This window comes from Alcanivorax sp. IL3, from assembly GCF_047495465.1.
Classification (GTDB): domain Bacteria; phylum Pseudomonadota; class Gammaproteobacteria; order Pseudomonadales; family Alcanivoracaceae; genus Alcanivorax; species Alcanivorax jadensis.
In genome coordinates this window covers 1,470,816-1,494,863 of sequence record NZ_CP179931.1, presented here as the reverse complement: position 1 = coordinate 1,494,863, position 24,048 = coordinate 1,470,816, and the positions used below count along the sequence as shown (strand labels likewise).

Below are 24,048 nucleotides of genomic sequence, written 5' to 3'. Positions count from 1 at the left end.
TTGTTTCAACCTTACTTCTGGGCGTTGGACGCCTTGCAGGTGGAAATACCGAACGGCAGATAGGCCGGACACCAGCGGGTGGTGCCGGTGAACAGCGGGATAAGGCCGATGGCACCCCACCAGCTCTGGAATACCACGCCCAGGGCGATGATCGCCACACCCGCTACTAATCGCAGAGTACGATCTGCGTTACCCACGTTGGTTTTCATGACAGCCTCCTTTTTGAATGCTTATTTTTTGAGTCTGTCCTTATTCCTGCTGGCGGGTATTGATCCAGGTCAGGAAATCCCGTCAGCCTCTCTGCCAATTGGTGGGAATCCTGAGCTTAGAAATTAACGAAACGTTCGCTGAACAATCGCTGCCAGTGGCCCAGGCCAGGACCTGACGCTGCTGGACAAGATAGAACGGAAAGGAAGCCAAACCGGCCTGGCCACCATATGTATCAGCTTGGGTCAGTGTATTGCGACCATGATCGAGCGGGCGTGATACACGCCGAAGCCTGATGCGGGACGCGCTCCGGCGGTCAGGCTGAGGCAGATTTCTGGTCATGCCTCACGAGGGCGAGACTGAAAACAAAAAGGTGTCACTGCGCCACAAAAAACCGTTAACTGAAATACTCCATTTAGTTTTTAGAAAACGCATGGGAATGTTTAAACATTCGCGCCGCTTTTTTCACGCTTCCAAGATTCCGGTATTTTTTCATTAAGTACTAACGATATACTTTCATTAATGCAGAAAGCGGATGAATCAGTTCAGGAATAAGTTCCTCGTAAGGAGCCCACTTCGCGACCGAGGTTTTGTAAATCGGCTGCCGTACCTGGGTAATACTCGCTGTTCTCACTAACCGATCTGATTCATAAAACTTGAGACAGGCGTCATCCCAAGGCAAACCAATGTGCTCCAGCAACTTCCGCGAACCACTTTCCTGATCATCAATCAGGACTTCATAATCCGCATTCATGAACCCGTCCGGGCAAACGTTTTGCCAATGGGCCATCATTTCTAGGTAACCCTCAAACCTGGCGACAAGATGCTTAATATGACATGCCCACCGGATCATGCCGAACTGTGTCTGCCAGCAAGATATTGCCACGTCACGCATATCCCTGCGTGCATGAATAATACTGGCATTGGGAAAGAGTAACTTGATCCACCCCACATTCATGTAGTTGTCCGGCATTTTGTCCACGACATAGCGAACGCCTGGTTTGTTCGCTTTTTCAATCTGCTCCCGGAGAGAGGTCAGATACTCCTCTGCAACCCGGTGCAGCAAATCACTGTCCGGTTCAGTAAGGGAGCGCTTTTTGGCTTCAGCATGACCAAGAGAGAATTTTTCGGCGTAGAGGTGCTGATATGCCTGAAGCGCAATCACTGCATAATTACGCTCGCCAACACCCAGTACACTCGGGTGTCGAGCCATGATCTGCTCAGTCAGGGTTGTTCCTGAACGCGGCATGCCGACAATGAATACAGGCATGTCAGAAGAGTGACCAATCTGCTGACCTGTCTCGATTAACTGCCGGGTAAAGAGTTGCTTGTTGGTAGCAACAACCTGCTGATGTGAGTCCTGTTGATACTCCCAACCCTGCCGGACCCTGGATGCCCATTGGAAGCGATTCGCTTCCGCCATATGGGCCACCGCACTGGAGAAATCCTTGTTGCCCGAGTAATAGTAAGATAACGCACTGTGCAGCGACCCTTTGGCGCCATCGGGTAGTGCATCCTTTTCCAGAAGCTCATGGGCTTTTTGCACATGAGAGGCCTCCAGGGAGGATTTCTTCAACGTAGCCAGCCCGCTGATCGCACCAATGCAATCCTCCTGCTCAGCAAGCGCCTGCCGGAAGCAAGCATCGGCCCCCTCCATATTCCCTGAAGAAGAAAGAATACCGCCCATTTTGCAGTAGAGGCTGGCTTGCTGGGGAGCAAGTGCACTGGCTTTCTCAAGACATCGTAAGGCCTCATCCGCCTCCCCTTCATTCCAGTAAAGATCCGATAAGGTCACCCAGTACTGGGGAAGAGAGGAAAGCGACTCAGCGTTCTCATTCAGTAACGCGATACCCTGGCCATGCAAATCATGTTTATCCAGACATTGAGCCATGCCCAGGATGGCCCCAGGCAACGACGAATCCAGGGATAGCGCCTTGTTGAACCAGCTGGACGCCTCTGAATGATCACCAATATTGAGGTAGTTGTTACCAATAGCCGTGAGCAATTCCGGGTGTTCCGGTTTTTTTTCAAAGGCGGATGCGAATGTATCCATCCCCTCTTCATAACCCTCTTCCGCAATATGGGCTCTGCCTAACGCAATATAGGCATCGATATTGTCTGGATTTTTTTCTATTGCCTTGCGCGCTGCCTCTTTAACCTGGCCGTGATGCTGCAGATTCAAATGCATCAGTGTCAGATTATTGTTGGCTCTTTCATCATCCGGGTTGATGGTAATGGCACGCTTATAAAGCTGTATCGCCTTGCGCCAGTTTCCCAATGAGCGCTCGGCGTCAGCCAAACCGGAAATAACCGTTGAATTATCCGGAGCCAGAGAAGCTGCTTTTGAAAAGGCTTCCTTGCACTCTAAAAATGATTTTTTCTGATAGTGGCAACTACCAAGATTGATTAACGCCTGGATATTAACCGGCACAATGGCAAGCACCGCAAGATAGGCCTGAGTGGCGGCATCCATTTTTCCCAAACGTTGATATGCAACACCTAAATTCAGCAGGACATTAAGGTTTTTATCATCGAACCCAAGCGCAACTTCCAGCTGTTGAACTGCTTTTCCATTTTCCTGGGCTAGCAATGAATGCAAACCGGAAAAGTAGTGGGCCTCTGGTTTGTCAGGAAAGCGAAGCATGAACTGTTCAGCCAGTTCACCCGCCTGCAGCAGATCGCCCGCTGACAACGCGTTGATGAGTTTCGATTTAGACTGAGAAAAAGAAGGGTTAGACAAGTGCAATCCTGAAAAAGGAAGCCACCCGAGAGTGGCCTCCTGGTCATGATGGAACGGGATCAGACACGACGTCTGCGAGATACACCCAGGGCCGCGATCAATGCCATAAGAGCGGCGCCAGCACTGCCACCGCTACTGCTACTGCTGCCTGTGCGGGCAGCTACTTCTGCTGCTTTGGGCAACGCATAGTTGACAACACGGCTACGCTCAGTATTGCTCAAACCTACTAGCAGACCGGCGGAGCTCAATGCGCTACCAGATTCATAATTTGACTCAATGGCGCTGGCGTCAGTAATACTCTTCGACATTTGATGAAAAACAACAACACTACGGCTCTCACCGGCAGGGATCGTAACGGTGTAATCAATATCGTAGTCGGAGGTATCAAGATCCACCACTGTCGTATCTACCGTTGATCCTTCCCCAGAGATACCCGTTGTAATAACTGGATCACCGTTAGCGCCATCCACAAGGTCATCGGAAATGGTAACCCAGGTGTCTGTGCTATCAACGGTCTGGTCATCATTACTGGTATTAATAATACCGCCCTGACCATCGGAGCCCCAGTTTCCATAAATCTGGAAAGTCACCGACTGCTCGATAGCCCCTTTATTCGTTACGGTAAAGAGGCCCCGTGTAACGGGATCATCTTTCAGGAAGGCCCACTTGATGCTCGCATCAAGATCTGTATCAATATCCACATTGGTACCAGCATCGATCTGGTAATCGGTAATAACTGCATCAGCACCTACCGGATCAAACCAATTACCATTAACCCCAAGCCCCAGCACACCGTCATAGGCATCACTGTAGGAGTAGCAGTTCCAGAACGTAGTTACCGAAGTGGTACATGAAGCCGTCTTGCCGATAGCCCCTTCCGAAATACTGGAGTAAATATCGGTAATAACTGAAGAATTACTGCCAGAAAAATAGAAACCATGCGCCCAATCCTTGTTTGCGTCATGGAAAGTCAGATACCCCTCATCGGTGCCGGTCCAGGATGTCTTAACCCCGGCACGGGCAGACGATGCCATCATCCCCACGAGCCCTGCACCTGCCACCATGGAGGCACCAGCCATCCCTTTTAGTTTTTTGAAACTACTCATTTTATCCCCTCACAATGTTTGTAGTTGGTTCCATTTACTTGCTGATGCCCCGAAAGGGCTATATTCGGCCAGAACGTTTCGCAGCTCGCTCAAGCCGTTTTTTTTCGCGCTTTGACTGCGCTTTATCTTTGTTGAATTGCCGCCTGGCCTTGCGCTCCCAATGCACGCCCGCCTCTTGAATTGAAGCCTCATCTCGCTCAGTCCCGCTGGATGGAAAAAACATCACCGTCGCTATTGCGTTAGACCCCAAAGCTGACTTCTTCCAGCCTGTTATCATGCTCAACGATTGCTCCCGGGCAATTTTTTCCAGGGCGGATTCAAGAGTGCGATTTGAAATAGAAAAGGAGACGGGCTTGTCTACTGCGGGGGAAACATCGACAGCAATACCCGAAGCCGCAGCGACCTGTGCCATAACCTGGGAGAGGGGCTGATCAATGGCTGTAACGTAAATGCTGCCTTCATGCATATAGACATCGCTGTCTCCAGCCCTAGATAACTCAGAACAAAGCAAAACAGCGAAAATTGACAAGAGAGGCACCCCTGACCTCAATGTTGCCTTTACCCCAACCCCCTTCACACTGCGTCCTCCTGACACAGGGCGACCTTCCAATCCAGCATTCCCCAATGAATGCCGGTCAAGTCACCAGCCTACCCGCCCATATTTTACATTCTTTTACCATAATCTATCATTTTTGCAACATATGTCACAAAAATAGCTTTTCCCTCCATCTAAATAGCAGAAGCTTCTCACTAAAGCAGCGCACCCAATCAGCTCAAGCTAGCAAGCTAGGACACCCATTGATAACCACACCAACACCTCACCCCAGTGCACAGGCAGCGTTTTGCCCAGCAATCCAGCGCCGGCCTGTGGCTTCAGCAAAGGCTCTGACCCTCGCCAGTGGGCCAATCGCCAAGGGAGTGCGTTGTTTTCGGGGCGTCATGTGTTTCAGCCATGCCCGCTCATCGATCCCAAGTCGATCAAGGATGCCGGCGGCAGCACCATTAATAGCCCCACGCTTGTCCGCACGCAGGGCTCTGCCAGTGGCATCCACCAGCTCCAGATAATCCATCAACCGGATGCGGGAGACCGTGGTGTCGTCGTCACTTTCTATGTGCTCGGCGTCCACCAGAGGGAGAAGTATCGGAGCTGTCTCAGCTGATGGCTGATTCAGTACGGCACCGCTGCGTTGTTGGAAGGAGGTGTAATCTGACGTTTCCGGGGTGGCTGCCATACCTGTCCGCACCGGATTAAGATCCACGTAGGCCATACAGCTGAGTAGGGCTTTCTCATCCAGTAGGGCCTGGCTCTTGTAACGCCCTTCCCAGAAGCGGCCCTTGCAGCCGTCTTCCTCGTTGGCCCGGCGGGCCAGATGCTCATTCAGGCAACGCATAAACCAACCCAGGTCATACAGCCGGGAGCGCCATTCCTCGACAATCTCCAGCGCCTTCAGGGTTTCTGCCTCGCCGGTCTCGTCACGCAACCAGCGCTGCACCTGTGGCGGCCCGGAAAACAGCTGCATCCACTGCGCCGCCACTTCCCGTTCCGACCAGCTTTCTGCCTGGCCCCGATCCACCCTCAGCACCACATGGGAGTGATTGGACATCACCGCATAGGCACACAGATCAATCGCAAACACCTCAACCAGCGTCGCAAGACGCTCCACCACCCACTGCCTGCGGTGCTCATAATCCTGGCCAGAATAATGATCACGCCCACACAGGAAAGCCCTGCGTACACAACGGCAAATACAGTGGTAGTACGGGGTTTCATCAAGAGAAACCTGCTGATAACGCGCTCGGGTCATGGTCGCCTCCTTGCTGATCCATGACTCAAACCATACTGACCTTACGGACAGCTCACTATCAGACAGCAACCATCAGATGCGTAGGAGATCTGCCAATTGATGGGTGTCCTGTTGTTGTCCTTGTTGTTGTCCTTGTTGTTGTCCTGCCTGTTGTTGTCCTGCTGTTGCCGAATAACGAGGAGTTGAGCCAAACGGTCAGACGCTGGCGCCAACCATTAGCGGGGACGGAAGAAGACGAGGCCTGCATGAAACATCACCCAACGAGATAAAAGCCGCGAGTATACCTGATCTGTTTGTGGGGGGTTGATAGCATACGGTGGCGAAGGCAGGTAGTTGGCGGGGGCCCCAGCGTTTCAGGCATTGGAGTGGCGCACGGGACAAGACCTGATCCAGAGTCCCGTGAGCCCGGATTCACGCGTCAAATCTTGAATCAAGATTTGGGAAATGGGAGACCTGACCCTCGTGTTCCCTCTGCACAAGCACTAATTCAAACAGCAAAAAGCTCGTTGTAACAGCACCCACTTGATCTCTCTGCGCAGGCGCTGCCACCGTTCCAGCTTGTTTGAAAGCCTTTTAAGCCTGAGCTGACGTTTTATTCGCTGACGAAATTGGTCATTAGCTCAGCGCAACGCTGCGGTGCTTCCATCATCAACAAATGGCCTCCGTGCTCAATATGGTGTTGCGCGGGCTGATAACGCTGAATGAACTTGCGGCCCTTTGCCACAGAAAGCACCTGATTATGCTTACCCCAAATCACCATAGCCGGGGGCATACCGTTACTGGTTTTATCTAATTTCTCAAAACCAAAACCAAGAAACACCTGCTCCCCTAATGCCATAAGCGTGTCAGCATTGCTGGGCTGACGGAATCTGTCGGCTAGCTGAGTACGCAAACGCTCAGACACCATGCCTGCCGCTTTTATCTGAAATCCCACAACAACGCTTCTGCCCCATTCACGCTGCGTAACCAGCCGAGAAAACCCTTGCATAACACGTCGCCCAAACGCCGTTGTTAGCACCCGCGCTGCCGTGCGGCTACCCAGTGCCAGCGTGCTGCTGGTGAGCACATTAAACAGCACCAGTTTCTCTACGCTCCGCGCACCAGGCTTTCTTTCTGCATCCTTACGCGCAAAGTGAATGGCCGCCGCAGCGCCAACACAATTGCCCACAAGGACCACCTTGTCCAGGGTTAGCTGATCAATAACGTCAGCAATCACATCGGCGTAAATATCGAGTGCTCGACCTTCTTGCATCGCCGCCGATTCGCCATACCCCAGCCAATCAATAGCGGTAATCCGGTAACGGCTTTCCAGCTCCTTGGTCACAGGCTCCCAAATACTATGGTCTGTGCCGCCATTGTGCAGCATGAGCAAATGCGGCCCATTGGGATTTCCCAATTGGGTGTAAGCAACGCGGCCATGTCGTGTTGTAAGACGATGCATCACTGATCTTCCCCGTTATTTCAATCATGCAACTGTAGCGAAAGGGGGTAAAAGTAGGCTTGTATGGATTGTGTGTGTTTCTTTAATACTTGTCTGAAAGAGCGAGCCCAAACGCTAGGTGAAGCTCATGGCTACCGTGCCTTCCATAAGAAGGCTCGGCGAAAAGCCTGTGATGGCCGTTACCGCTTTACTAAAGTGCGCTAAATCGTAAAAGCCTGCAGCATGTGCCGCATCTGTGAGGGTAGCTCCGAGGGCGAGTTCAGGAATGCTCTTCCACAAACACACGCTGCGAATATATTCCAAGGGGCTGCAAAGAAGATATTGCTTGAACAAGGCATTCAAGCGCGACACCGACACATGCACAGAATCAGCAAGGGCCGCCACCGACAATTCATCGAACCCGTGGGCCTCCACCAGCGCCATTGCCTGCGCTACTCTCGGATCATAATTAACCGCTTCAGGCTTTGGGTTCAGCACTGTAATAATATCGTCGAACAAAACCTGCGCTTCTGCCACATCAGCCAACTGCCCAAAACGCGGCTGGCAAAGCGCCTGAATGGCAGAGAGCTCGTCAGCATTAAGCAAGCGCCCCACGGGGTTGCCTATCGCCTGTAATAAAGCAGGGTAAGCCTCGCTGGTAATGAAGGCATCAACGGTGGTTGTCGCCCCTGGCGCATGCATAAAAGAACGAGGCGCGGCAGGCCCAACAATGGCACCCATTAGCTTCACCTCGTTGTCTGCCCGACCGCGAACGCTAAATGCTTCGTCGTTAGCTACCAGCACAGTAGTAGACAAGCGACGATACGGTGACGCACGGCGATCCAGTTCAAACGATGGCACTTGACGCAAAAAGCAGCGTGGCCAGATATACACGCCAGCACGATCCGTATCGGATTTTGCAGACATAACGCCTCCATCAAGAAAAGCATTGGGGGTTAGGGATCAGGTCTCCCATTTCCCATCAAACCTCCCCACAAACCAATTCCCTCCGCTCCCCGTCAACAACAACTGCTCCCTCGCCCTTGTCATCCCCACATACAACAATCGCACCTCGCTCTCCAGATTCTCATCGTCATCCCTCAACCCTCCCAACCCCGCCAGTACCACGGTATCGAATTCCAGCCCCTTGCTGCTCTGCCGAGTGAGTAGCGCGATGCGCTCGGCATTGGCGTCGTAGGCTTTCTTGCTGGCGTTGTCTTTCAGCCAGGCATGGGGAATGTTTTCCCGCTTGAGAGCCCGTTGCAGGGTGTCGGCTTGCCAGGTGTAGCCGTAGATCACCGCGATGGTGTTGAGCGGCTGGCCGTTCTGGTGCCATTTGCGAATACAGCGGGCGATGTAGTGGGCTTCGTCGTTGAAGGTGTCGAACTTGCGGAATGCCGGGGGCGGGCCGCTGGCGCCTGCCATTTCCGGGGCGATGAGGGGGATGTGGTCGTCGTCGGCGTCTTGGGCTTGCAGGAAGTCCTTGGCGAAATCGTAGGCGTAGCTGAGGATTTCGCGGGTGTTGCGGTAATTCAGTTTCAGAATGGTGGTACGGCCACGGGCCTGGATGCCCGCGCTGGACAGGGGGAACTTGAGGCTGCGTTTTTTGTAGATGGACTGGGCATCGTCGTAGAGCAGCAACAACGAGTTGGTGTCCGGGTCGATCATCTGCACGACCAGCGCCAGCCAGTCCTGCTCGAAGTCGTGGCCTTCATCGATCATGACCGCGCTGTATTGAGCGCGGGGGATCTGGCCCTTGTCCACGGCCTGAATGACGGTCTCCACCTGCCGCTCCCAGGGTTTTAATTCGGGCGGGGCGGGGATCAGATCCACGTTATAGGTTTGCAGTTGCCGGCCACACCATTCATGGAAGTGGTGTACCTGCACTTTCTCTTCGATGCCCTTTTCGGCAATAAAGCTGCGCAGCCGTGCAGCCAGGGTGATGTTGAAGCACAGCACCAGTATCGGTTTGGTGACGGCCTGGGCCAGGTGCAGGCAGCGGTAGCCGAGGATCAGGGTCTTGCCGGAGCCGGCCACGCCGTGGATGACCCGGTGGCCCTCACCCATGCTGCGAGCCAGTTGTTCCTGCTGCAGGTCCATCACGCGGACGATGTCCGGGATGTTGTTGTAGTCTGCCCTGCCCTCGGCCACGGCTTTGCTGCCGTTGGCGCTGCCCTGCCCTCGTGTACCGGCATCTTCATCCGCTTCGTCATCCTCGGCATCAAACAGCCCTTGCTGGGGCGCGTTGATGCGGATTTCCGGGAACAGGTTCCAGCGGATACGATCGATCAGCGGGAGGGTGAGCTTGTCGCCGAAGGCGTAATCGAACATGGCCCAGAGTTGTTCCTGGAACACTTCCGGGTCAGCAGTGGCGGTCATTTCATCGCGACAGATCACACGGTGCGGCGGCAGTACCAGCTCCTGCTGCTCTTCGTTGATGGCGTCGTTCCACTGCTTGCGGGTGATATTGGGAAACACCACGCCGTAGCCCCACGGGAAGCAGAGTTTGCCTTTGAACTGTTCGCGGGTCTGTTGCAGGTGTTCATCGCGCTGCAAGCGGTTGATGGCGGTAAGCGCGCACTGGCGGGCCTGTTGCAGCGGGTTGCTGACGGTCTTCAGGCCACCCGGGGTGAGGATCTCGGCATCACGGGGATTGAGGCTTTTCAGGGTATCCAGCTTCCAGTCTTTCACCTCCAGAAACAGCAGGCCACGACCGGGATGCAGAACGATGTAATCGGGATAGCGCCGTTTGCGCCCGACGGGGGTGTCGTACCAGACGGTGTAGTCATCCTCCAGCAGGGTTTCCAGCCGCTGCCCCAGGCGGCGTTCGCCCGACGTCATGCGGCGGATAGTCGTGAGGCTGGGGATGATCGTGGCCATGATGCCTACTTCTCCCAGCTCATGGTGACCCCATAGGCCTTGCCGTCAACGTCCAGGGAGGAATATTGAAGCATGATTACCCCGCCACTTTCTGGCTGCCACTGAACCACTGGCAGTTTTTTCTCTATGTCTCCTTTCCCGTCTAGCCAGAATACGAGCTTCTCCACCCAGCCGGGATCAAAGGCATCAAATGATGGCTTACCAAACTTTCTCTCTAATGTTGCTTTTTGGTTTTTAAAGAAACGCTTTTGCCCCACCTCGTTCTTGAACCAAGCACCGTAATAAACCAGAGAAATACGATCCCCGCCGCATTGATACCAGGTTATTTCAGAGAGATCCGGGGTGTTGTGTTCAAACGCCAGAAGTTCTTGCTCCAGCATGGTTTCCAGAGGCAGACCGGCCTCTGCACCCCGGTCAACCTCCATCTGATAGGTTTCCAGGCAGGAATCGCCGGGTGAAACGCCCAGGAACACGGAGGAGTGGGCTAACGAGGGGCACAGGAATACGGACAGTACGAAGAGGGTTCGGCACTGCTGGGGAATAGCTCGGCAGATTTTCTGGTTAGGCGTTCCCCAGAATAAAGGCATCCCATCCCTCGTTGTTTTATTGCCCGCGATCCTGGCGGGCTTATTATTGGTATTCGTTATTTGTGATCCAGTTCGAATTTACACAATCCGTACGCTGAAATAAATGAATAGGCTTCATTTTCTTGTTTAGGGGTTCGCCATGCGAGCATGGCTCCAACAAGAGAATCAGACAGCATCGTGTAACGGCTGTCCGCTGCAAGCCTTCACCACCCTGCCCGCCGGTTTCTTTATTGGGACGGCAGTGCACAAATAGACACAAAGCCCCAACTCAATGAATCTGACCCGCACCGGGATTTCTTCTACCTTGATTCAATCCGCCACCTTAACCAGGGCAGCCATGCCGAAAACCGCTGGCTGCGACTGCTGACAATGTGAATAAGGCGGTTCCGGAATCGGGCGAGCTCTGGCCTGCCGCTTCCGGTTTACTGAGATTGCCGGCCACACCGGCGGCTCTTTTGGCTTACTGCCCGGCCCGCCCGGGCGACGATGCGCTTCGGAACTTGCCATGAAATATGCACTGCCCACATTGATGAGCTGTCTGCTCCTTGCTGCCTGTGGCGGCAGCGATAGCGGCACCCCGACCACGACTAACGCCCCGGCCACAACGCCGACACCCAGTGAGCCACCGCCAACGCCCGACCCGGATCCGGAGCTGCTCGCCTGCGACCAGACGCCGCCTAACCCGCTGCGTAATGCGTATTTTGGTGAGCTGCATCTGCATACGGTGTACTCGCTGGATGCCGTTGCCGCGCAGCTGACCCCGGAAGGCGCCTACCGCTTTGCCATGGGAGAGCCGGTGGCCGCCCCACCCTATGACGCCGCCGGGAATTCGCTGATTCCGCCTTATCAGATTGATCGCCCGCTGGATTTTGCGGCGGTGACCGATCACGGCGAATGGCTGGGCGAACGGGAATTGTGTGAGGACCCCAGCCTGGACCCGCTGGCCTACAGCTCCCCCGAGTGCACAGTGTACCGCCAGGACCGGGAGCTCGGTTTCCTGCTGTTTGGCGGTGGCTGGGCTGGTTTTAGCCAGTTGGTGCCATTCCCCAATATCAGCTTTGACGAACCCTTCCTGCTCACCGACAACGAAGTCCACCGCCCATTATTTTGCGGGGTGACGGGGGAGAAGTGCCGGGGCGCCGCGCGTGGGCCCTGGCTGGATGTGCAGCTGCAGGCTGAGCGCTTTAACCAGCCGGGCTGCTTCACTGCCTTTAACGGCTACGAGTACACCATGTCGCCGCTGAGCGACAACATGCACCGTAATGTGATCTTTTCCGGGGACCAGGTGCCGCAGGACCCTGTCAGTGTCTATGAAGCGCCGGACCCTTCGGCTCTGTGGGAACAACTGGACGAGGCCTGCACCGGTGAGTGCGAGTACCTGACCATTCCCCACAACTCCAACCTGAGTAACGGGCGCATGTTTGCCGGACCGGAAGAAGACGGCTACGACATTGCCGAAAAACGCCGAGCCGAACCGCTGATCGAGATCTTCCAGGTGAAGGGGGATTCCGAATGTGCGCGGGTGGAAAATGGCAGCCCGGATGATCCCCTGTGTGATTTTGAAAAACTGCCAGCCACTAATTTCTTCGAGTTCTTCCTGGGCATCAATCCGATTCCCCCGGCCCCCGCATTTCAGAACTATGTGCGCCATGGTCTGAAGGAAGGGCTATTGATCGAGGAAGCCAAGGGTGCCAACCCGTTCCAGTACGGTTTCATTGCCAGCACCGACAGCCACTTCGGCCTGCCCGGTGCGGTGGATGAAGACAACTTTGTCGGCCACCGGGATGTGCCTCCGGTGGACGGGGTGAAAGACGATTACTTCAATAACCCCGGTGGCCTTGCCGTTGTCTGGGCTGAAGAGAATACCCGCGCGTCCCTGTTTGATGCCATGCAGCGCAAGGAAACCTATGGCACCAGTGGCCCGCGCATGCAGCTGCGGGTATTTGGTGGCAGCACCGAGCAAATGCCGGACAACATGTGTGAGCGTGGCGGCCAGGCGTTTGTGGAAACCGGCTACGCGGCCGGCGTGCCCATGGGCGGCGAACTGCACGCCGGCCAGGGCACCCCACGCTTCGCCGTGTGGGCCACCGCGGATACCTTCCCCCGTGAGAACGAGCGCAGCGTCAATGTGCCCCTGCAGCGTGTGCAAATCGTCAAAGGCTGGGTGGAAAAAGATGCCAATGGCCAGTCCCTGGCCCGCGAGCAGGTGTTTGATATTGCCACCGGAAACAGCGACTGGTCCCTGGACGATGACACCTGCCAGGTGTCCGGTAGCGGCCCGCAACAACTGTGTGCGGTGTGGGACGACCCGCAATTCCAGGCCGATCAGAATGCCTTCTACTACGCCCGTGTGGTGGAAGCCCCCACCTGCCGCTGGCTGACCCGCCAGTGCATGAATGCACCGGCGGATCTGGATTGCAGCAACAATCCACAAGAAGAGTGGGCGGCCTGCTGCGAAATCGAGAACGGCAATGCCCCCTCCCGCATTCAGGAACGGGCCTGGGCCTCACCGATCTGGTACAAGCAGTGAACACGATCGGCTGGCTTCGTCACCCCTTACTCCACTGCCTGCTCTTGGGCAGTGGCGCCTTCCTGGCGCAGTCGTTGTTCACAGATCCCAGCGCCGATCACCCCGCCGCCACGGAAATCCATTTGGGTGCCTCAGAGGTGGAGGCGTTAAAGGCGCAGTGGCGACAACAGCTGGGGCGTGAACTGACCCCCGATGAACTGCAGGCGTCGCTGCAGGCCCGGGTGGATGAAGAGATTCTGATTAACGAGGCCCGGTTGCGTGGCTGGGATCGCACGGACCCCATCGTTCGCCGCCGCCTGCGCGAGAACCTGGCCTTTACCGAACAGCCCGCCAGCCACCCGTCCGATGCGCTGGCTAACGCCTATGAATTGGGGATGCCCCTGCAGGACCCGGTGGTGCGCAAGCGCCTTCTGCTTCGTATGCAGGCCGAACTGCGCAGCCAGGCGGACCTGGAAGCGGAGAGTGCCGAACTGGCCCGCTATGCTGACTCGGCCACGACCCTGGCACGGCGTTGGCATGTGTCCCATGTACTGCGCACCGGCCCGGACGCCAGGGCAGAGCTGCTTTCACTGCCGTCGTTTTCTCCTCAGGACGCGACCCGCTATTCCGAGCCTTTTCTCGCCGGCAATGTATTGGCGGATATCAGCGACAGGACTCTCGCCAAGACCTTTGGCCCCGGATTTGCCGCACAACTGGAAGCCCTGCCTACCCGCCAGTGGGCCGGCCCGGTGGAGAGTGTTTTCGGGCAGCATCTTGTCTGGATTGAGGGAACAACCCGTCAGCCGGTACCGATTAACCCGGCCAAGGTGTATCTGGCCTGGAAAGCCGACCAGGAAAACCAGGCACTGCGAGAGGGTATGTCGCAGCTGCGTCAGCAATACACAGTGAGTTGGGAAGAATGAGCCATCTGTTACGCCACTGTGTGGCCGCTTTGATCCTCGTCACCCTCGCCAATACGGCCCACGGCCATGGGCTGGTACCGATGCTGTTGAAGCTGGAACAGATCGACGACCTGCATCTGCGTGTCAGCCTCAAGTCCGGCGTTACCGTCGCGCAGACGCCGACACCGGTCTTCCCCGAAACATGCACGCCGTCCGCGCCGCAACGCACCATGGCAAAGGAGGCGCACTGGACGATCTGGCAGCTTCGCTGCGACGAACCACCCTACAGCATCAGCCTGCCTGGTCTGGGCGAGTACCAGGCCGTGGCTCAATACCATTCGCCTGGCGAGCCTACTCACAGCAGCTTGCTGGATGCCCACTCCCCCGTCTTCCAGTTCAAGGCATCCGGGGACTGGCTGGGCACACTGATCCGTACCGCTCACTCCGGCATCATTCATTTGCTCGCCGGCTGGGATCACCTTCTTTTCGTTATCGGCCTGACCCTGTGGCTGCGCCGGGGCAAACCTCTGGTGCTTGCGATTACCAGCTTCACTCTGGGCCACAGCCTGACCCTGGCCTTGGCTGCCAGCGGTATCATCCGCTTTCCCGTTACCCTGGCCGAGATCGCCATTGCCGCCAGTTTGCTGGCCATGGCGTTCCAGCTGAACCGGGGCACCCTCAAGCAGCCCAGCAGGGCCACCGTGCTCCTTCTGCCGCTGGGGTTTGGTTTGTTGCATGGCCTCGGGTTTGCCAATGTGCTCAATACCCAGGGGCTCAGCGGTAACGATTTGATCATTACCCTGCTGGGTTTCAATCTCGGTCTGGAGCTGGGGCAATTGCTGTGTGTGGCGGCGGTGCTGCTGGTGATATTTGGCATGAAGCACCATATCCAGCGCCTGCAGAGCATTGCTGTTTACAGCATCGGCAGCATGGCGGTTTTCTGGATGTGGGAACGGGCGCTGTTACTGGCGGTTTGAGACTGGGCAGCCGTCGACATTTCATCTCTTGTGGTTGCTTAACAGAACGTTCGGCGGCTGGACGCTGAGGACCGATGGCATTCGATCCCGCAGAGTTGTTTTTATCGGTATTTTTCTCTTCGTGATCCCGTTCGATATTGCACGGCTGTAGTCAGAAAAAAGTCAGGGGTTCGCCATGCGAGCATGGCTCCAACAAAGAGGGAAAAGGAAAGGGGCGCCCGTGGTAGCTGATGGGCGCCATCGGGAATCATCACGTCTCGAACCGTTTTAGCCGCCGTAGTAGCTCGTGGTTTTCCCGGCGTAGCGCCTCCACTTCATCCAGCAACTCCATGGCCAGTGCCACGCCTGCCCAGTTGATTTCCAGGTCACGCCGCAGGCGGGTGGCGCGGGCAATGTCAGCGACGACGGCATCGTCGAATTGCCATTCGCTGGCCTGCCTGTCGTGGGGCTCGATAATGCCAAGGCTGACGATGTCGATCAGGTCCTGCTCTGATATCTGCACCAATTGGTAAATGTCGCTACTGCATACGGTGATTCTTAGTTGAGAGGCCATGATTACCGTCTCCATTGTGCGCGCGGATCGAAGCTCGCCTTGTCGGCGAGTTGTTGCCACAACTGTTCAATGTCTTCGCCGGTGGCATCTGGCATGACTACTTTCAGCACGGCAATCAGGTCACCCTTGCCGGTCTTGCCGGGCAACCCTTTGCCGGGAATGCGCAGCTTCTTGCCGTTCTGGCTGTGTGCCGGGATAGTCATTTGAACCGCGCCGGTGAGAGTGGGCACTTCAATTTTCGCCCCCAGCGCCACTTCCCAGGGCGCCACCGGCACGGTGACGATCAGGTTGTGGCCTTCCACATCGAACAAGGGATGCGGCACCAGGCGGATGCGCAGGTATACGTCGCCAGCGGGGGCATTGCCGATACCGGCAATCCCCTGCCCTTTCAGCCGGATACGCTCACCACCGGTCACACCGGCCGGAATTTTCACGTTCAGGGTTTTGCTCTTCTCGCCGAGCACCTGACCGTACTGGTCGTATTCCGGCAACCGGTAGGAAACCGACTTGGATTCGCTGCTGACCGTGTCTTCCAGAAAGATGGGCAGCTCGATTTCCACATCCTGGCCGCGCCGCGACGGGGCATGGCCACCGCGGGCCTGGCGGGCGCCGGTGAACTGGGATTCGAAGAAGTCGGAAAAGCCCGCATCGGCAGGATCAAACCCGCCGCCTGACGGCTGCCAGCCGGGGGGCTGCTGGAACGAGCCATGGTCGCCTTGCTGGTTGCGCAGGGCGCGGAGCTGGTCGTAGTCGGCGCGCTTGTCCGGGTCTTTCAGCACCTGCCAGGCTTCGGCCACGTCCTTGAACCTGGCTTCGGCGTCGTCTTCCTTGCTGATATCCGGGTGATATTTGCGGGCCAGACGGCGGTAGGCCGTCTTGATGGCGGCCGCGTCGGCGTCTGGCTCCACTCCGAGCAGGGCGTAGTAGTCCTTAAAGTCCATTTCACCTCTCCGGGGTCAGATGCCCCATTCCTACCATACTGCTATTTCAGTGACATTCCTGCGGAATATGCGCCATTCCTGATTACCGTCAAATTCCGCCGCCCGGCGTCCTTTCTCCTACTCTCTGCTTAAAGCCATTGTTGAATCGTGGCCGCCCAGCGCGCCCCTGTAACGAGAAGGTGCAACTCGCTCGCGCCCGGGTCAAAGGCGTATTTCTCCTTGCTGTATCTGCCGGGCCAGCTCCGCCGTCAGAGGCTGGTAACCGCGCTGGCTATCCAGCAGTACGTACACCGGTTCGGCCACCTGATCAGGCGCGAAGCCTTGTTGTTTCAGCTCTACCTTGCGGTATTTGAAAGTGCCGGTGGTTTCCTGGTGGTCGCGGATGCGCAGGAACAGGGGCACTGCATAGGCCGGCAACAAACGGTTCAGATGTTGTGCCAGGCCTGGGCCGTTGAGGGTGACACCCGGGCTGAGCGTGACCGCCGCCATTCCCGCGCGGCCATCGCAGCCGGGAATGCTGACCCCGTACACCACGCCGTGATCGATATCCGGGTGCTGCGCCATGGCCCCTTCCACTTCGCCGGCGGCCACGTTTTCCCCTTTCCAGCGGAAGGTATCGCCGACCCTGTCGACGAATTGAATGTGGTGCAGGCCCTGGTCACGCACCAGATCGCCGGAGTTGAACCAGCAGTCGCCTTTCTTGAAGACATCGCGCAGCAGCTTTTTCTCGCCGGCAGCGGGGTCGGTGTAGCCATCGAAGGGGCGGCGCGGGGTCACTTCGCTGATCAGCAGGCCGATCCCACCCCTGGGAATGCGCTGCATAAAGCCGTTGTGGTTACGGCGCGGGGTTTCGGTGTCGTTGTCGAACTCGACGATGGCGAAAGGCAGCGGCGTAAAGCCGGCGGTCTGCGACACGCCAAAAAGATTGATAAAGCCGATATTGGATTCACTGGCACCGTAAAACTCGTAGATACGATGAATGCCAAACCGCTGCTCGAACTGGTCCCAGATTTCCGGGCGCAGGCCATTGCCGGTGATTAACCGAATACGGTGCTGACGATCCGTGGGACAGGGCTTCACATTGAGCAGGTAACGGAGCAGCTCACCGATATAGCAGAACACGGTGGCGTCGTAGTGGCGCACCCTCTCCCAGAACTGGGACGCACTGAACTTGCGATCCAGTGCTAGGCTCGCGCCCATGGATAACACCGAACCCCAGGCCACGGTAAGGGCATTGTTGTGGTACAGGGGCAGGCAGCAATAGAACACGTCTTTGCGGCGTATGCCCAGGGTCATGCCGCCCACTCCGGCCATGGCGGCCAGCCAGCGATAGTGGGTCATCACCGAGGCCTTGGGCAGCCCGGTGGTGCCGGAGGTAAAGATGGAAAAGCACGGCTGCTCGGCACGCACTCGACCGGTGCCGGGCGGGTTGGCTTGCGATTGCCGGGCGGCGTATTCGTCCAGATCCAGCCAGCCCGGGGGCGCAGGCTCACCCTGGTCGCCGCCGTGCCACAGGTAACAGATCGACGGGGCTGGCTGCGCGGTGTTCGGGGCGCTTGCCACTGGGGTAAAACAGGTGGTGGCCAGGGCCGCTGCACATTCCGCACTGACCACCAGCAGCCGCGGCGTCACCAACTGGATACTGTGTTCCAGCACCTCGCCACTCTGGTTGTGGTTGAGCATGCCGGCGATGGCACCCAGTTTGACCGTGGCCGCCACACAGGCCAGCGCTTCGGGCCGGTTTTCCATCATGATGGCGACGGTGTCACCGGGGCCCACGCCCTGCTCCGCCCAGCAGGCGGCCAGGCGGTTTGCCCAGGCGTTGAATTGCGCGTAGGTCCACTGCTGATCCTCGAACCGCAAGGCGATGTTATGCGGAGTACGACGGGCCCAGTATTCGATGACCTTGCCAATGGACTGCTTGCTGGCAGGCCGCAACCCGGCCAGGCGCAACAGGTTGCCGCGCTGAATATCCAGCAGCGGCGGCACCATGTAGCGCACCCCTTTGGCCAGGTCCCTCCAGCCAACTTTTTTCACCGGCATATTTGCCTCCGTTGCTCTGCCCAATCCTACCCCGCCAGGCCGGCTGCTGATGGAGCAACCTGACGTCCTGCGTCTGCCGGATGGCATTGGTTATTGCGTCGTCTGGCTCAAGCTGGCGAGCAAGACGGTGTCGTGGCTAGCTGCCTTGCGATCCGAGCATGGGCCAGCCGTTGTTAGTGGTTGGTGCGCGTTGCGATCCCGTTCGAATTTACATAATCGTGGGATGTAAAGGAATGAACAGGCTTCCTGGATCTGTTTCTAGGGATCGCGGGGATGGCGGTGGGATTCGCGGCTCGAGGGCCGTTCCTACGGAAATAGGGAGGCAAGGGTTAGCCTTTCGAGAGGGACTGCTACAGTGACCTGCCGAATTAGGGTTTTTCACTCGGCGATTCTTGTCCACCCTATTGCCGGAAAGTCGTGACAACAACCGGGCCCAGGGATGTCGATATGAAAAGCGCCATTAAAGAACCAAAAAATCCGGCTCCCATTATATGAGAGCCGGATTGTTCAGGCTGCTGATACTGCCGCATTACTTAATGTAAAGTCTGACGGCAATATATCCGTTGTTCCTGCTTTGCTTAGAACCCGAATGGATCACAGAACGGATCAATCACTGGATCACAGAAGTCGTCGCCGGGAATCAGCGGATCAGATGGGTCCGGATCGCTATTGTCACCTACACCATCACCGTCCGCATCCTCCCACTCAGCGGGGTTATCAGGGAAGGCATCAACGCTATCCTCGAAGCCGTCACCGTCGGAGTCGGCACCACCACCATTGGGAGTTGGATCACTATTATCGCCAACACCGTCGCCGTCACTGTCTAACGTTTCTGTGGGATCATTCGGGAACGCGTCGACGACATTGTTGACGCCATCACCATCACGATCCAGGTCACTGTTATCGCCGATCCCGTCACCGTCAATATCGCTGAACTCGTTGGGATCATCCGGGAAAGCGTCCTGATCATTCCAGACGGTATCTCCATCACGGTCCTCATCACTGTTATCGCCAACGCCGTCACCATCCAGATCACCGGATTCGCTGCTGTCATCCGCGAACGCATCATCGTCGTTGATAACGCCATCGCCATCGCGGTCAGTATCCGCATTGTCACCAACACCATCACCATCAAGGTCCGAGGTTTCAGTGGGGTCATTCGGGAACGCATCGTTGTCGTTGTCGACGCCATCGCCGTCACGGTCGCTATCCGCGTTGTCACCAGTGCCGTCGCCATCGATGTCACCACTTTCACTGGCATCGTCAGGAAATGCATCTTCGCCGTCGTCAACGCCGTCACCATCCGAATCCACCCCGGTCTTGACGGTGTAACTGCAGTCAGTGGCCACATCCAGGTCGCGAGCTGGGCTAGCGAGCGCAGATACATCGACAGCGGCCTTGAGCTGTTCCGCTGCGGCAGTATTCAGGTAAAAGCGCGGGGCACTTGGGGCATTGGTTCCGAAAACGCCCACGCCATATGCGTTCTCAGCAACCGTCCCGAGCGAGCCCTTCGGTTGGTATTTCTTGAGCCATGAATCCCGGCTCACGGCTATACCCAGGTTCTCACGGGTCTGATCAATGTAAAGCGCCTCTTCCGCCGGGATATCCAGGTTATTGATTACCACCACCCGTGCCGCGCCAAGAAATAAATTGATGGCTTCAATCCTATAGCTGACCGTTCCCAGGCTGGTGCTTGTCGATGCCTTGAAGAACTCTGCCGAGCCATCCGCAAGGGTGACGTATACATCCGGACCCACGTATACAGAAAACGCGCCTACAGAACCTGTAAACGTGCTGATGATCGTCGCAATATCATGCTCTTCGTAAAAATCAGGCGGTGTGTCACCAAAGGTCGGAATCACCGTCGCGGGAATCACGCCGTAGAATGCATAGGCCGGGTTATTGACCTGGTATCTGGTTGGCTCTGAAACAATGTGTCCTATGGCACCCGCCTCAAAGACCGAGCACTGGTTCAAGACATGCCGCCATTTGCGGTTTGCGGAAGCTGAAAACGTATCCATCAGCTGGCCTATACTGCGACCCTGCAAGCTGAGCTTTTGCGCGGCCAGAGCAAACTCCGCATGTACCTCATCAATGACAAAGCCATATTCGATCAGCTGGACCGCCCCGCCGCCCTCCTGGAGGCGTGCGTAGTCCTGGCTACTGTACGCATCCCAGTCGCTGATCGGGACTCCCTTTCTCAGTCTGTGCTGTCCGTGGGTCGTCGAACATCCCCCAAAACCGCAACGCAGACTTCCTACATCAAGCCGGTCTGCAGTAATAGCCGTGTCATTGAGATTAAACGTAGCGGCAGAGGCCTTGAATGCATCGATGACGGTGGTCTTTTCAGACGGCACTTCGCTGGCATTGATCAGGGCGTTACTGCCCTCACCTCCGACGATGCTATTTTTCTCTGCCAACTTGCCGGTATCCACCCCGTCAAAGTCACCGCCATTTTTACCTATGGCCTCATCCAGCTGGTTAACCACCTGATTGCTTTTCGCCGACAGGGTATTACCCGCCGCCTTCTTGCCGTTGCTGTCGCCAGCCTTTTCCTGGGCATCGGCAAGCATTGAAGCCAGCACTCGTGCCGTCAGCTGTTTGCGCTGTGCAAGCACCCGGGTGGTGTCATCCGTGCTGTCCGCGTCCTTGACATAGTCTTTGGTGATACAGTCTTTCTTCTCTGCCTCGGTAGTGGCCAGCGGACACAACTGCTCGGCAAAGCTGGAGTCATTGACGACCTCCAGTACGGTCTTGTCTGGCGCAGCTTCTTTTTCAACCGCCAGCACCGTGCTGATCGGCGTCACCGGAATTTTTTCTTCACTATCCTTCAGACCTGCGGGGGCCCGGAGGGTGTAGCCTTTGGAGATGGGGGTGCCAGGATTGTCGAGATCCACGGTGACGCCAGCAATGGCCTCAACGATGACTTCATACTCCTCGAACAGCGAGGCACTCGCGTATAGGGAGAACTGACCGTTTTCATCGGTGGTGGCGGTAGTCTGCTCATCGGTACAGGACAAATCCTTATTGGTATCAAGGCAGACTTTGGCCCCCACCAGGTAGCCGTCAGCGGCATAGCCGCCTTGTTCGGCCAGGTTATCCGGCTCCGTACCTGGCTCGCGGTTATCATCTCCGCCACATCCAGCCAACAGCAGCAACAGCCCTGACAGCATCCATTTATTATTCATTTTGGTCTCCCGACCCCATTACACAGACGGGCTTTTACACCTGTCTGTAACCCCGCGAAGACATTCGCGCCCAAATAAGAATATAAGATTAGCGAACAATACCCTTAAAGTGTGACACAGTTCAATGTTCACATAAGAAAGGAGGATGATGGGCACCACCTGGGTCAAGAACAGCTCCGCGAATGATGCGGGCAAGCCTGAATCCCGCGCAGGCGTGATAACCAGGCGTGGTTAACGCAGTTTCCCGGATACGGCAAAGTCACGTTATCTCTGGAGCGAGGCGTCCGTTCAAAGTGATTCGAATAAGCTGGGGCACTGCCAACGCATCCCTCTGGGACACTGCGAGCAGCCTGGCTACAGAAGCAAATACAGATTTATTTGCAGGAAGCCGGCGCCTGGCGAGCCATGACCGCCCCCGAATGGGCCTTGCCGAAAAACCCATCTGGGCGGGTAAAGCGCCCTGGCGGACAACGGATTCCAGTGACCACTAGCGTCACCGGGGCTCGATGAACTCTACGTTTCGCGACTTGCTTTCCGATGCCTGGGAGGGTGGATTCGCCCATGGAGTGGGGCTCCTACAGGGCGAACGGATTAAAGCTTCTTCACCCGACGGCTCTTGCCCTTGATCTTGCCGCTCATCAATCTCTGCAGCGCCAAGTCGGCACTATCCCGTTCAATGGCCACATAGGCCTGGTAATCGGTCACAGTAATCTTTCCCACCTGGTTGCCGGGGATACCCGCGTCGCCGGTGAGGGCACCCAGGATATCGCCGGGTCGCAGTTTGTCCTTGCGGCCGGCACCGATGCACAGGGTCACCGTGGGCGGCAGCATGGTGTCACCGGCGCGGGGCTTGAGGCTGGAGACCGGGTGCCAGTTGAGTTTTTCGCCCTGCAGTTCTTCGATGGCCATGGCCCGACGGCTTTCGCGGGAGGCCACCAGGTTGATGGCAAGACCCTTCTCCCCGGCCCGGCCGGTGCGGCCGACCCGGTGAATGTGGGTCTGCGGATCGTGGGACAGTTCCGCGTTGATCACCATGTCCAGGCTGTCGATATCCAGCCCCCGTGCGGCCACGTCCGTGGCCACCAGTACTGACAGACTACGGTTGGCGAACAGGGTGAGCACTTCGTCGCGTTCGCGCTGTTCCAGGTCGCTGTTCAACGCTCTGGCGGACAATCGCTGCCGACATAGCTGGCTGACCACGTCCTGGCACTGCTGCTTGGTGACGCAGAACACCACGCAACTGGTGGGCCGGAAACAAGCGATGGCGTCGGCCACGGCTTCGTAGCGTTGCAGGGGCTCCACTTCATAGAAGCGTTGCTCGATGCGGGTGTTGTCGTGCATCGCCTCCACTTCAACGTGTTCCGGGTTGCGCATGAAGGTTTCGGCCAGTTGCTTGATGCCCGCCGGGTAGGTGGCGGAGAACAGCAGGGTCTGACGGCGTTCCGGGGTCTGGCGAATCACTTCGGCAATATCGTCGAAGAAGCCCATGTCGAGCATGCGGTCCGCTTCATCCAGCACCAGGGTGTTGAGGCCCTCGAGGCTGAGTGTGCCCTTGCTCAGATGCTTGAGTATCCGCCCCGGGGTGCCCACCACCACCTGGGCGCCATGCTCCAGGGAGCCGATCTGCGGGCCAATGGGCTGGCCACCACAGAGGGTGAGCACCTTGATATTGCCGGCGCCGCGAGCCAGGCGCCGAATCTCCGCCGCCACCTGATCTGCCAGCTCCCGGGTGGGACACAGCACCAGTGCCTGGCAGCCGTAATAGCGCAGGTTCAACGGGTGCAGCAGGCCGATGCCGAAGGCGGCGGTCTTGCCGCTACCGGTGCTGGCCTGGGCGATCACATCCCGGCCCTGCAACAGGGGCGGCAGGCTGGCCGCCTGCACCGGCGTCATGGCGGTGTAGCCCAGGGTGTCCAGGTTGGCGAGCATGTCGCCGCTGAGAGGCAAGGAAGAAAACAGGGTATCAGTCACGTAACGGGCCCGGGTGGCAGGAAATCAGGCGTGCAGTGTACCAACTGTTGAGCCGGGGGCGATGGATTTCAGAGGGAGCTGACTTTTACCTGCCTGGACGGCGGCTATTCGCGTTGCTGGCAAGGCGCCACGGGGCGGGTCTGTACCGGTATTAAAAACAGGGTAGACAAGCAGGGCGATGTCATTCTAGTCTTGTAAACACTTGTACACATAAAGGTG

18 protein-coding genes are annotated in these 24,048 nt (G+C 56.9%); 4 read left to right on the top strand and 14 right to left on the bottom strand.

From position 1 onward, the window contains the following. Nucleotides 1–11: 11 nt before the first annotated feature. Nucleotides 12–209 (bottom strand): DUF2892 domain-containing protein, encoded by a 198-nt coding sequence (locus ACMG4M_RS07015; protein ID WP_414431019.1) that lies wholly within the window; start codon nt 207–209, stop codon nt 12–14. Nucleotides 210–354: 145 nt separating this feature from the next. Here ACMG4M_RS07015 and ACMG4M_RS07010 point away from each other — a divergent pair, with 145 nt between their 5' ends. Further along, nucleotides 355–486: a hypothetical protein gene (locus ACMG4M_RS07010; RefSeq protein WP_084573470.1), complete on the top strand. Its 132-nt coding sequence runs from the start codon at nt 355–357 to the stop codon at nt 484–486. Nucleotides 487–709: 223 nt separating this feature from the next. Here ACMG4M_RS07010 and ACMG4M_RS07005 read toward each other — a convergent pair whose 3' ends face one another. From ACMG4M_RS07005 to ACMG4M_RS06970, 8 genes are all read right to left on the bottom strand, one after another. Continuing rightward, nucleotides 710–2,947 carry a tetratricopeptide repeat-containing sulfotransferase family protein gene (locus ACMG4M_RS07005; RefSeq protein ID WP_414431018.1) on the bottom strand — a complete coding sequence of 746 codons (2,238 nt, stop codon included), beginning with the start codon at nt 2,945–2,947 and terminating at the stop codon, nt 710–712. A gap of 59 nt (nt 2,948–3,006) precedes the next feature. Further along, nucleotides 3,007–4,053: a hypothetical protein gene (locus tag ACMG4M_RS07000; protein ID WP_414431017.1), complete on the bottom strand. Its 1,047-nt coding sequence runs from the start codon at nt 4,051–4,053 to the stop codon at nt 3,007–3,009. Nucleotides 4,054–4,111: 58 nt separating this feature from the next. After that, nucleotides 4,112–4,519: a hypothetical protein gene (locus ACMG4M_RS06995; protein ID WP_414431016.1), complete on the bottom strand. Its 408-nt coding sequence runs from the start codon at nt 4,517–4,519 to the stop codon at nt 4,112–4,114. Nucleotides 4,520–4,871: 352 nt separating this feature from the next. After that, nucleotides 4,872–5,858 (bottom strand): hypothetical protein, encoded by a 987-nt coding sequence (locus tag ACMG4M_RS06990; protein WP_035247616.1) that lies wholly within the window; start codon nt 5,856–5,858, stop codon nt 4,872–4,874. A gap of 592 nt (nt 5,859–6,450) precedes the next feature. Continuing rightward, nucleotides 6,451–7,299 (bottom strand): alpha/beta fold hydrolase, encoded by an 849-nt coding sequence (locus ACMG4M_RS06985; RefSeq protein ID WP_084573461.1) that lies wholly within the window; start codon nt 7,297–7,299, stop codon nt 6,451–6,453. Nucleotides 7,300–7,413: 114 nt separating this feature from the next. Further along, complete coding sequence (locus tag ACMG4M_RS06980; protein ID WP_414431015.1) at nt 7,414–8,205, bottom strand: helix-turn-helix domain-containing protein; 792 nt, start codon at nt 8,203–8,205, stop codon at nt 7,414–7,416. 36 nt (nt 8,206–8,241) lie between these two features. Next, nucleotides 8,242–10,158 carry a 3'-5' exonuclease gene (locus ACMG4M_RS06975; RefSeq protein ID WP_414431014.1) on the bottom strand — a complete coding sequence of 639 codons (1,917 nt, stop codon included), beginning with the start codon at nt 10,156–10,158 and terminating at the stop codon, nt 8,242–8,244. A 5-nt stretch (nt 10,159–10,163) separates the two neighbouring features. Further along, the gene (locus tag ACMG4M_RS06970; RefSeq protein ID WP_156964880.1) at nt 10,164–10,745 is read right to left on the bottom strand and encodes a hypothetical protein; all 582 of its coding nucleotides are present in this window, start codon (nt 10,743–10,745) and stop codon (nt 10,164–10,166) included. Nucleotides 10,746–11,250: 505 nt separating this feature from the next. On the opposite strand from ACMG4M_RS06970, the gene ACMG4M_RS06965 reads away from it, so the two are divergent. From ACMG4M_RS06965 to ACMG4M_RS06955, 3 genes are read left to right on the top strand one after another with little or no spacing between them, the layout of a single operon-like run. Further along, the gene (locus ACMG4M_RS06965; protein WP_052042746.1) at nt 11,251–13,275 is read left to right on the top strand and encodes a DUF3604 domain-containing protein; all 2,025 of its coding nucleotides are present in this window, start codon (nt 11,251–11,253) and stop codon (nt 13,273–13,275) included. Beyond that, entirely contained in the window at nt 13,272–14,177 is a 906-nt protein-coding gene (locus tag ACMG4M_RS06960; protein ID WP_414431013.1) for a hypothetical protein, read from the top strand. The genes ACMG4M_RS06965 and ACMG4M_RS06960 overlap by 4 nt, the downstream gene beginning before the upstream one ends. Further along, nucleotides 14,174–15,133, top strand: a complete 960-nt coding sequence (locus tag ACMG4M_RS06955) for a HupE/UreJ family protein (protein ID WP_052042749.1) — start codon at nt 14,174–14,176, stop codon at nt 15,131–15,133. Before ACMG4M_RS06960 ends, ACMG4M_RS06955 begins: the two co-directional genes overlap by 4 nt. Nucleotides 15,134–15,383: 250 nt before the next feature. Here the strand turns inward: ACMG4M_RS06955 and ACMG4M_RS06950 are convergent, their stop codons facing one another. The 5 genes from ACMG4M_RS06950 to dbpA all read right to left on the bottom strand — a co-directional run bounded on the left by ACMG4M_RS06950 (nt 15,384) and on the right by dbpA (nt 23,829). Beyond that, a complete protein-coding gene (locus ACMG4M_RS06950; RefSeq protein ID WP_035247628.1) occupies nt 15,384–15,686 on the bottom strand; it encodes a chaperone modulator CbpM in 303 nt (100 codons plus the stop codon). A 2-nt stretch (nt 15,687–15,688) separates the two neighbouring features. After that, nucleotides 15,689–16,627, bottom strand: a complete 939-nt coding sequence (gene cbpA / locus ACMG4M_RS06945) for a curved DNA-binding protein (RefSeq protein WP_414431012.1) — start codon at nt 16,625–16,627, stop codon at nt 15,689–15,691. Between the two features lie 201 nt (nt 16,628–16,828). Further along, nucleotides 16,829–18,670 carry a long-chain-acyl-CoA synthetase gene (locus ACMG4M_RS06940; RefSeq protein ID WP_414431011.1) on the bottom strand — a complete coding sequence of 614 codons (1,842 nt, stop codon included), beginning with the start codon at nt 18,668–18,670 and terminating at the stop codon, nt 16,829–16,831. A 578-nt stretch (nt 18,671–19,248) separates the two neighbouring features. Continuing rightward, nucleotides 19,249–21,858: a thrombospondin type 3 repeat-containing protein gene (locus ACMG4M_RS06935; RefSeq protein WP_414431010.1), complete on the bottom strand. Its 2,610-nt coding sequence runs from the start codon at nt 21,856–21,858 to the stop codon at nt 19,249–19,251. 591 nt (nt 21,859–22,449) lie between these two features. After that, entirely contained in the window at nt 22,450–23,829 is a 1,380-nt protein-coding gene (dbpA, locus tag ACMG4M_RS06930; RefSeq protein ID WP_414431009.1) for an ATP-dependent RNA helicase DbpA, read from the bottom strand. Nucleotides 23,830–24,048: the final 219 nt, after the last annotated feature.

What these genes read in the sequence shown, in the direction of transcription:
- ACMG4M_RS07015 (WP_414431019.1), bottom strand. Translation starts at nt 209, where the DNA reads ATGAAAACCAACGTGGGTAACGCAGATCGTACTCTGCGATTAGTAGCG.
- ACMG4M_RS07000 (WP_414431017.1), bottom strand. Translation starts at nt 4,053, where the DNA reads ATGAGTAGTTTCAAAAAACTAAAAGGGATGGCTGGTGCCTCCATGGTG.
- ACMG4M_RS06995 (WP_414431016.1), bottom strand. Translation starts at nt 4,519, where the DNA reads ATGCATGAAGGCAGCATTTACGTTACAGCCATTGATCAGCCCCTCTCC.
- ACMG4M_RS06990 (WP_035247616.1), bottom strand. Translation starts at nt 5,858, where the DNA reads ATGACCCGAGCGCGTTATCAGCAGGTTTCTCTTGATGAAACCCCGTAC.
- ACMG4M_RS06985 (WP_084573461.1), bottom strand. Translation starts at nt 7,299, where the DNA reads ATGCATCGTCTTACAACACGACATGGCCGCGTTGCTTACACCCAATTG.
- ACMG4M_RS06980 (WP_414431015.1), bottom strand. Translation starts at nt 8,205, where the DNA reads ATGTCTGCAAAATCCGATACGGATCGTGCTGGCGTGTATATCTGGCCA.
- ACMG4M_RS06975 (WP_414431014.1), bottom strand. Translation starts at nt 10,158, where the DNA reads ATGGCCACGATCATCCCCAGCCTCACGACTATCCGCCGCATGACGTCG.
- ACMG4M_RS06970 (WP_156964880.1), bottom strand. Translation starts at nt 10,745, where the DNA reads ATGCCTTTATTCTGGGGAACGCCTAACCAGAAAATCTGCCGAGCTATT.
- ACMG4M_RS06965 (WP_052042746.1), top strand. Translation starts at nt 11,251, where the DNA reads ATGAAATATGCACTGCCCACATTGATGAGCTGTCTGCTCCTTGCTGCC.
- ACMG4M_RS06955 (WP_052042749.1), top strand. Translation starts at nt 14,174, where the DNA reads ATGAGCCATCTGTTACGCCACTGTGTGGCCGCTTTGATCCTCGTCACC.
- ACMG4M_RS06950 (WP_035247628.1), bottom strand. Translation starts at nt 15,686, where the DNA reads ATGGCCTCTCAACTAAGAATCACCGTATGCAGTAGCGACATTTACCAA.
- cbpA (WP_414431012.1), bottom strand. Translation starts at nt 16,627, where the DNA reads ATGGACTTTAAGGACTACTACGCCCTGCTCGGAGTGGAGCCAGACGCC.
- ACMG4M_RS06940 (WP_414431011.1), bottom strand. Translation starts at nt 18,670, where the DNA reads ATGCCGGTGAAAAAAGTTGGCTGGAGGGACCTGGCCAAAGGGGTGCGC.
- ACMG4M_RS06935 (WP_414431010.1), bottom strand. Translation starts at nt 21,858, where the DNA reads ATGAATAATAAATGGATGCTGTCAGGGCTGTTGCTGCTGTTGGCTGGA.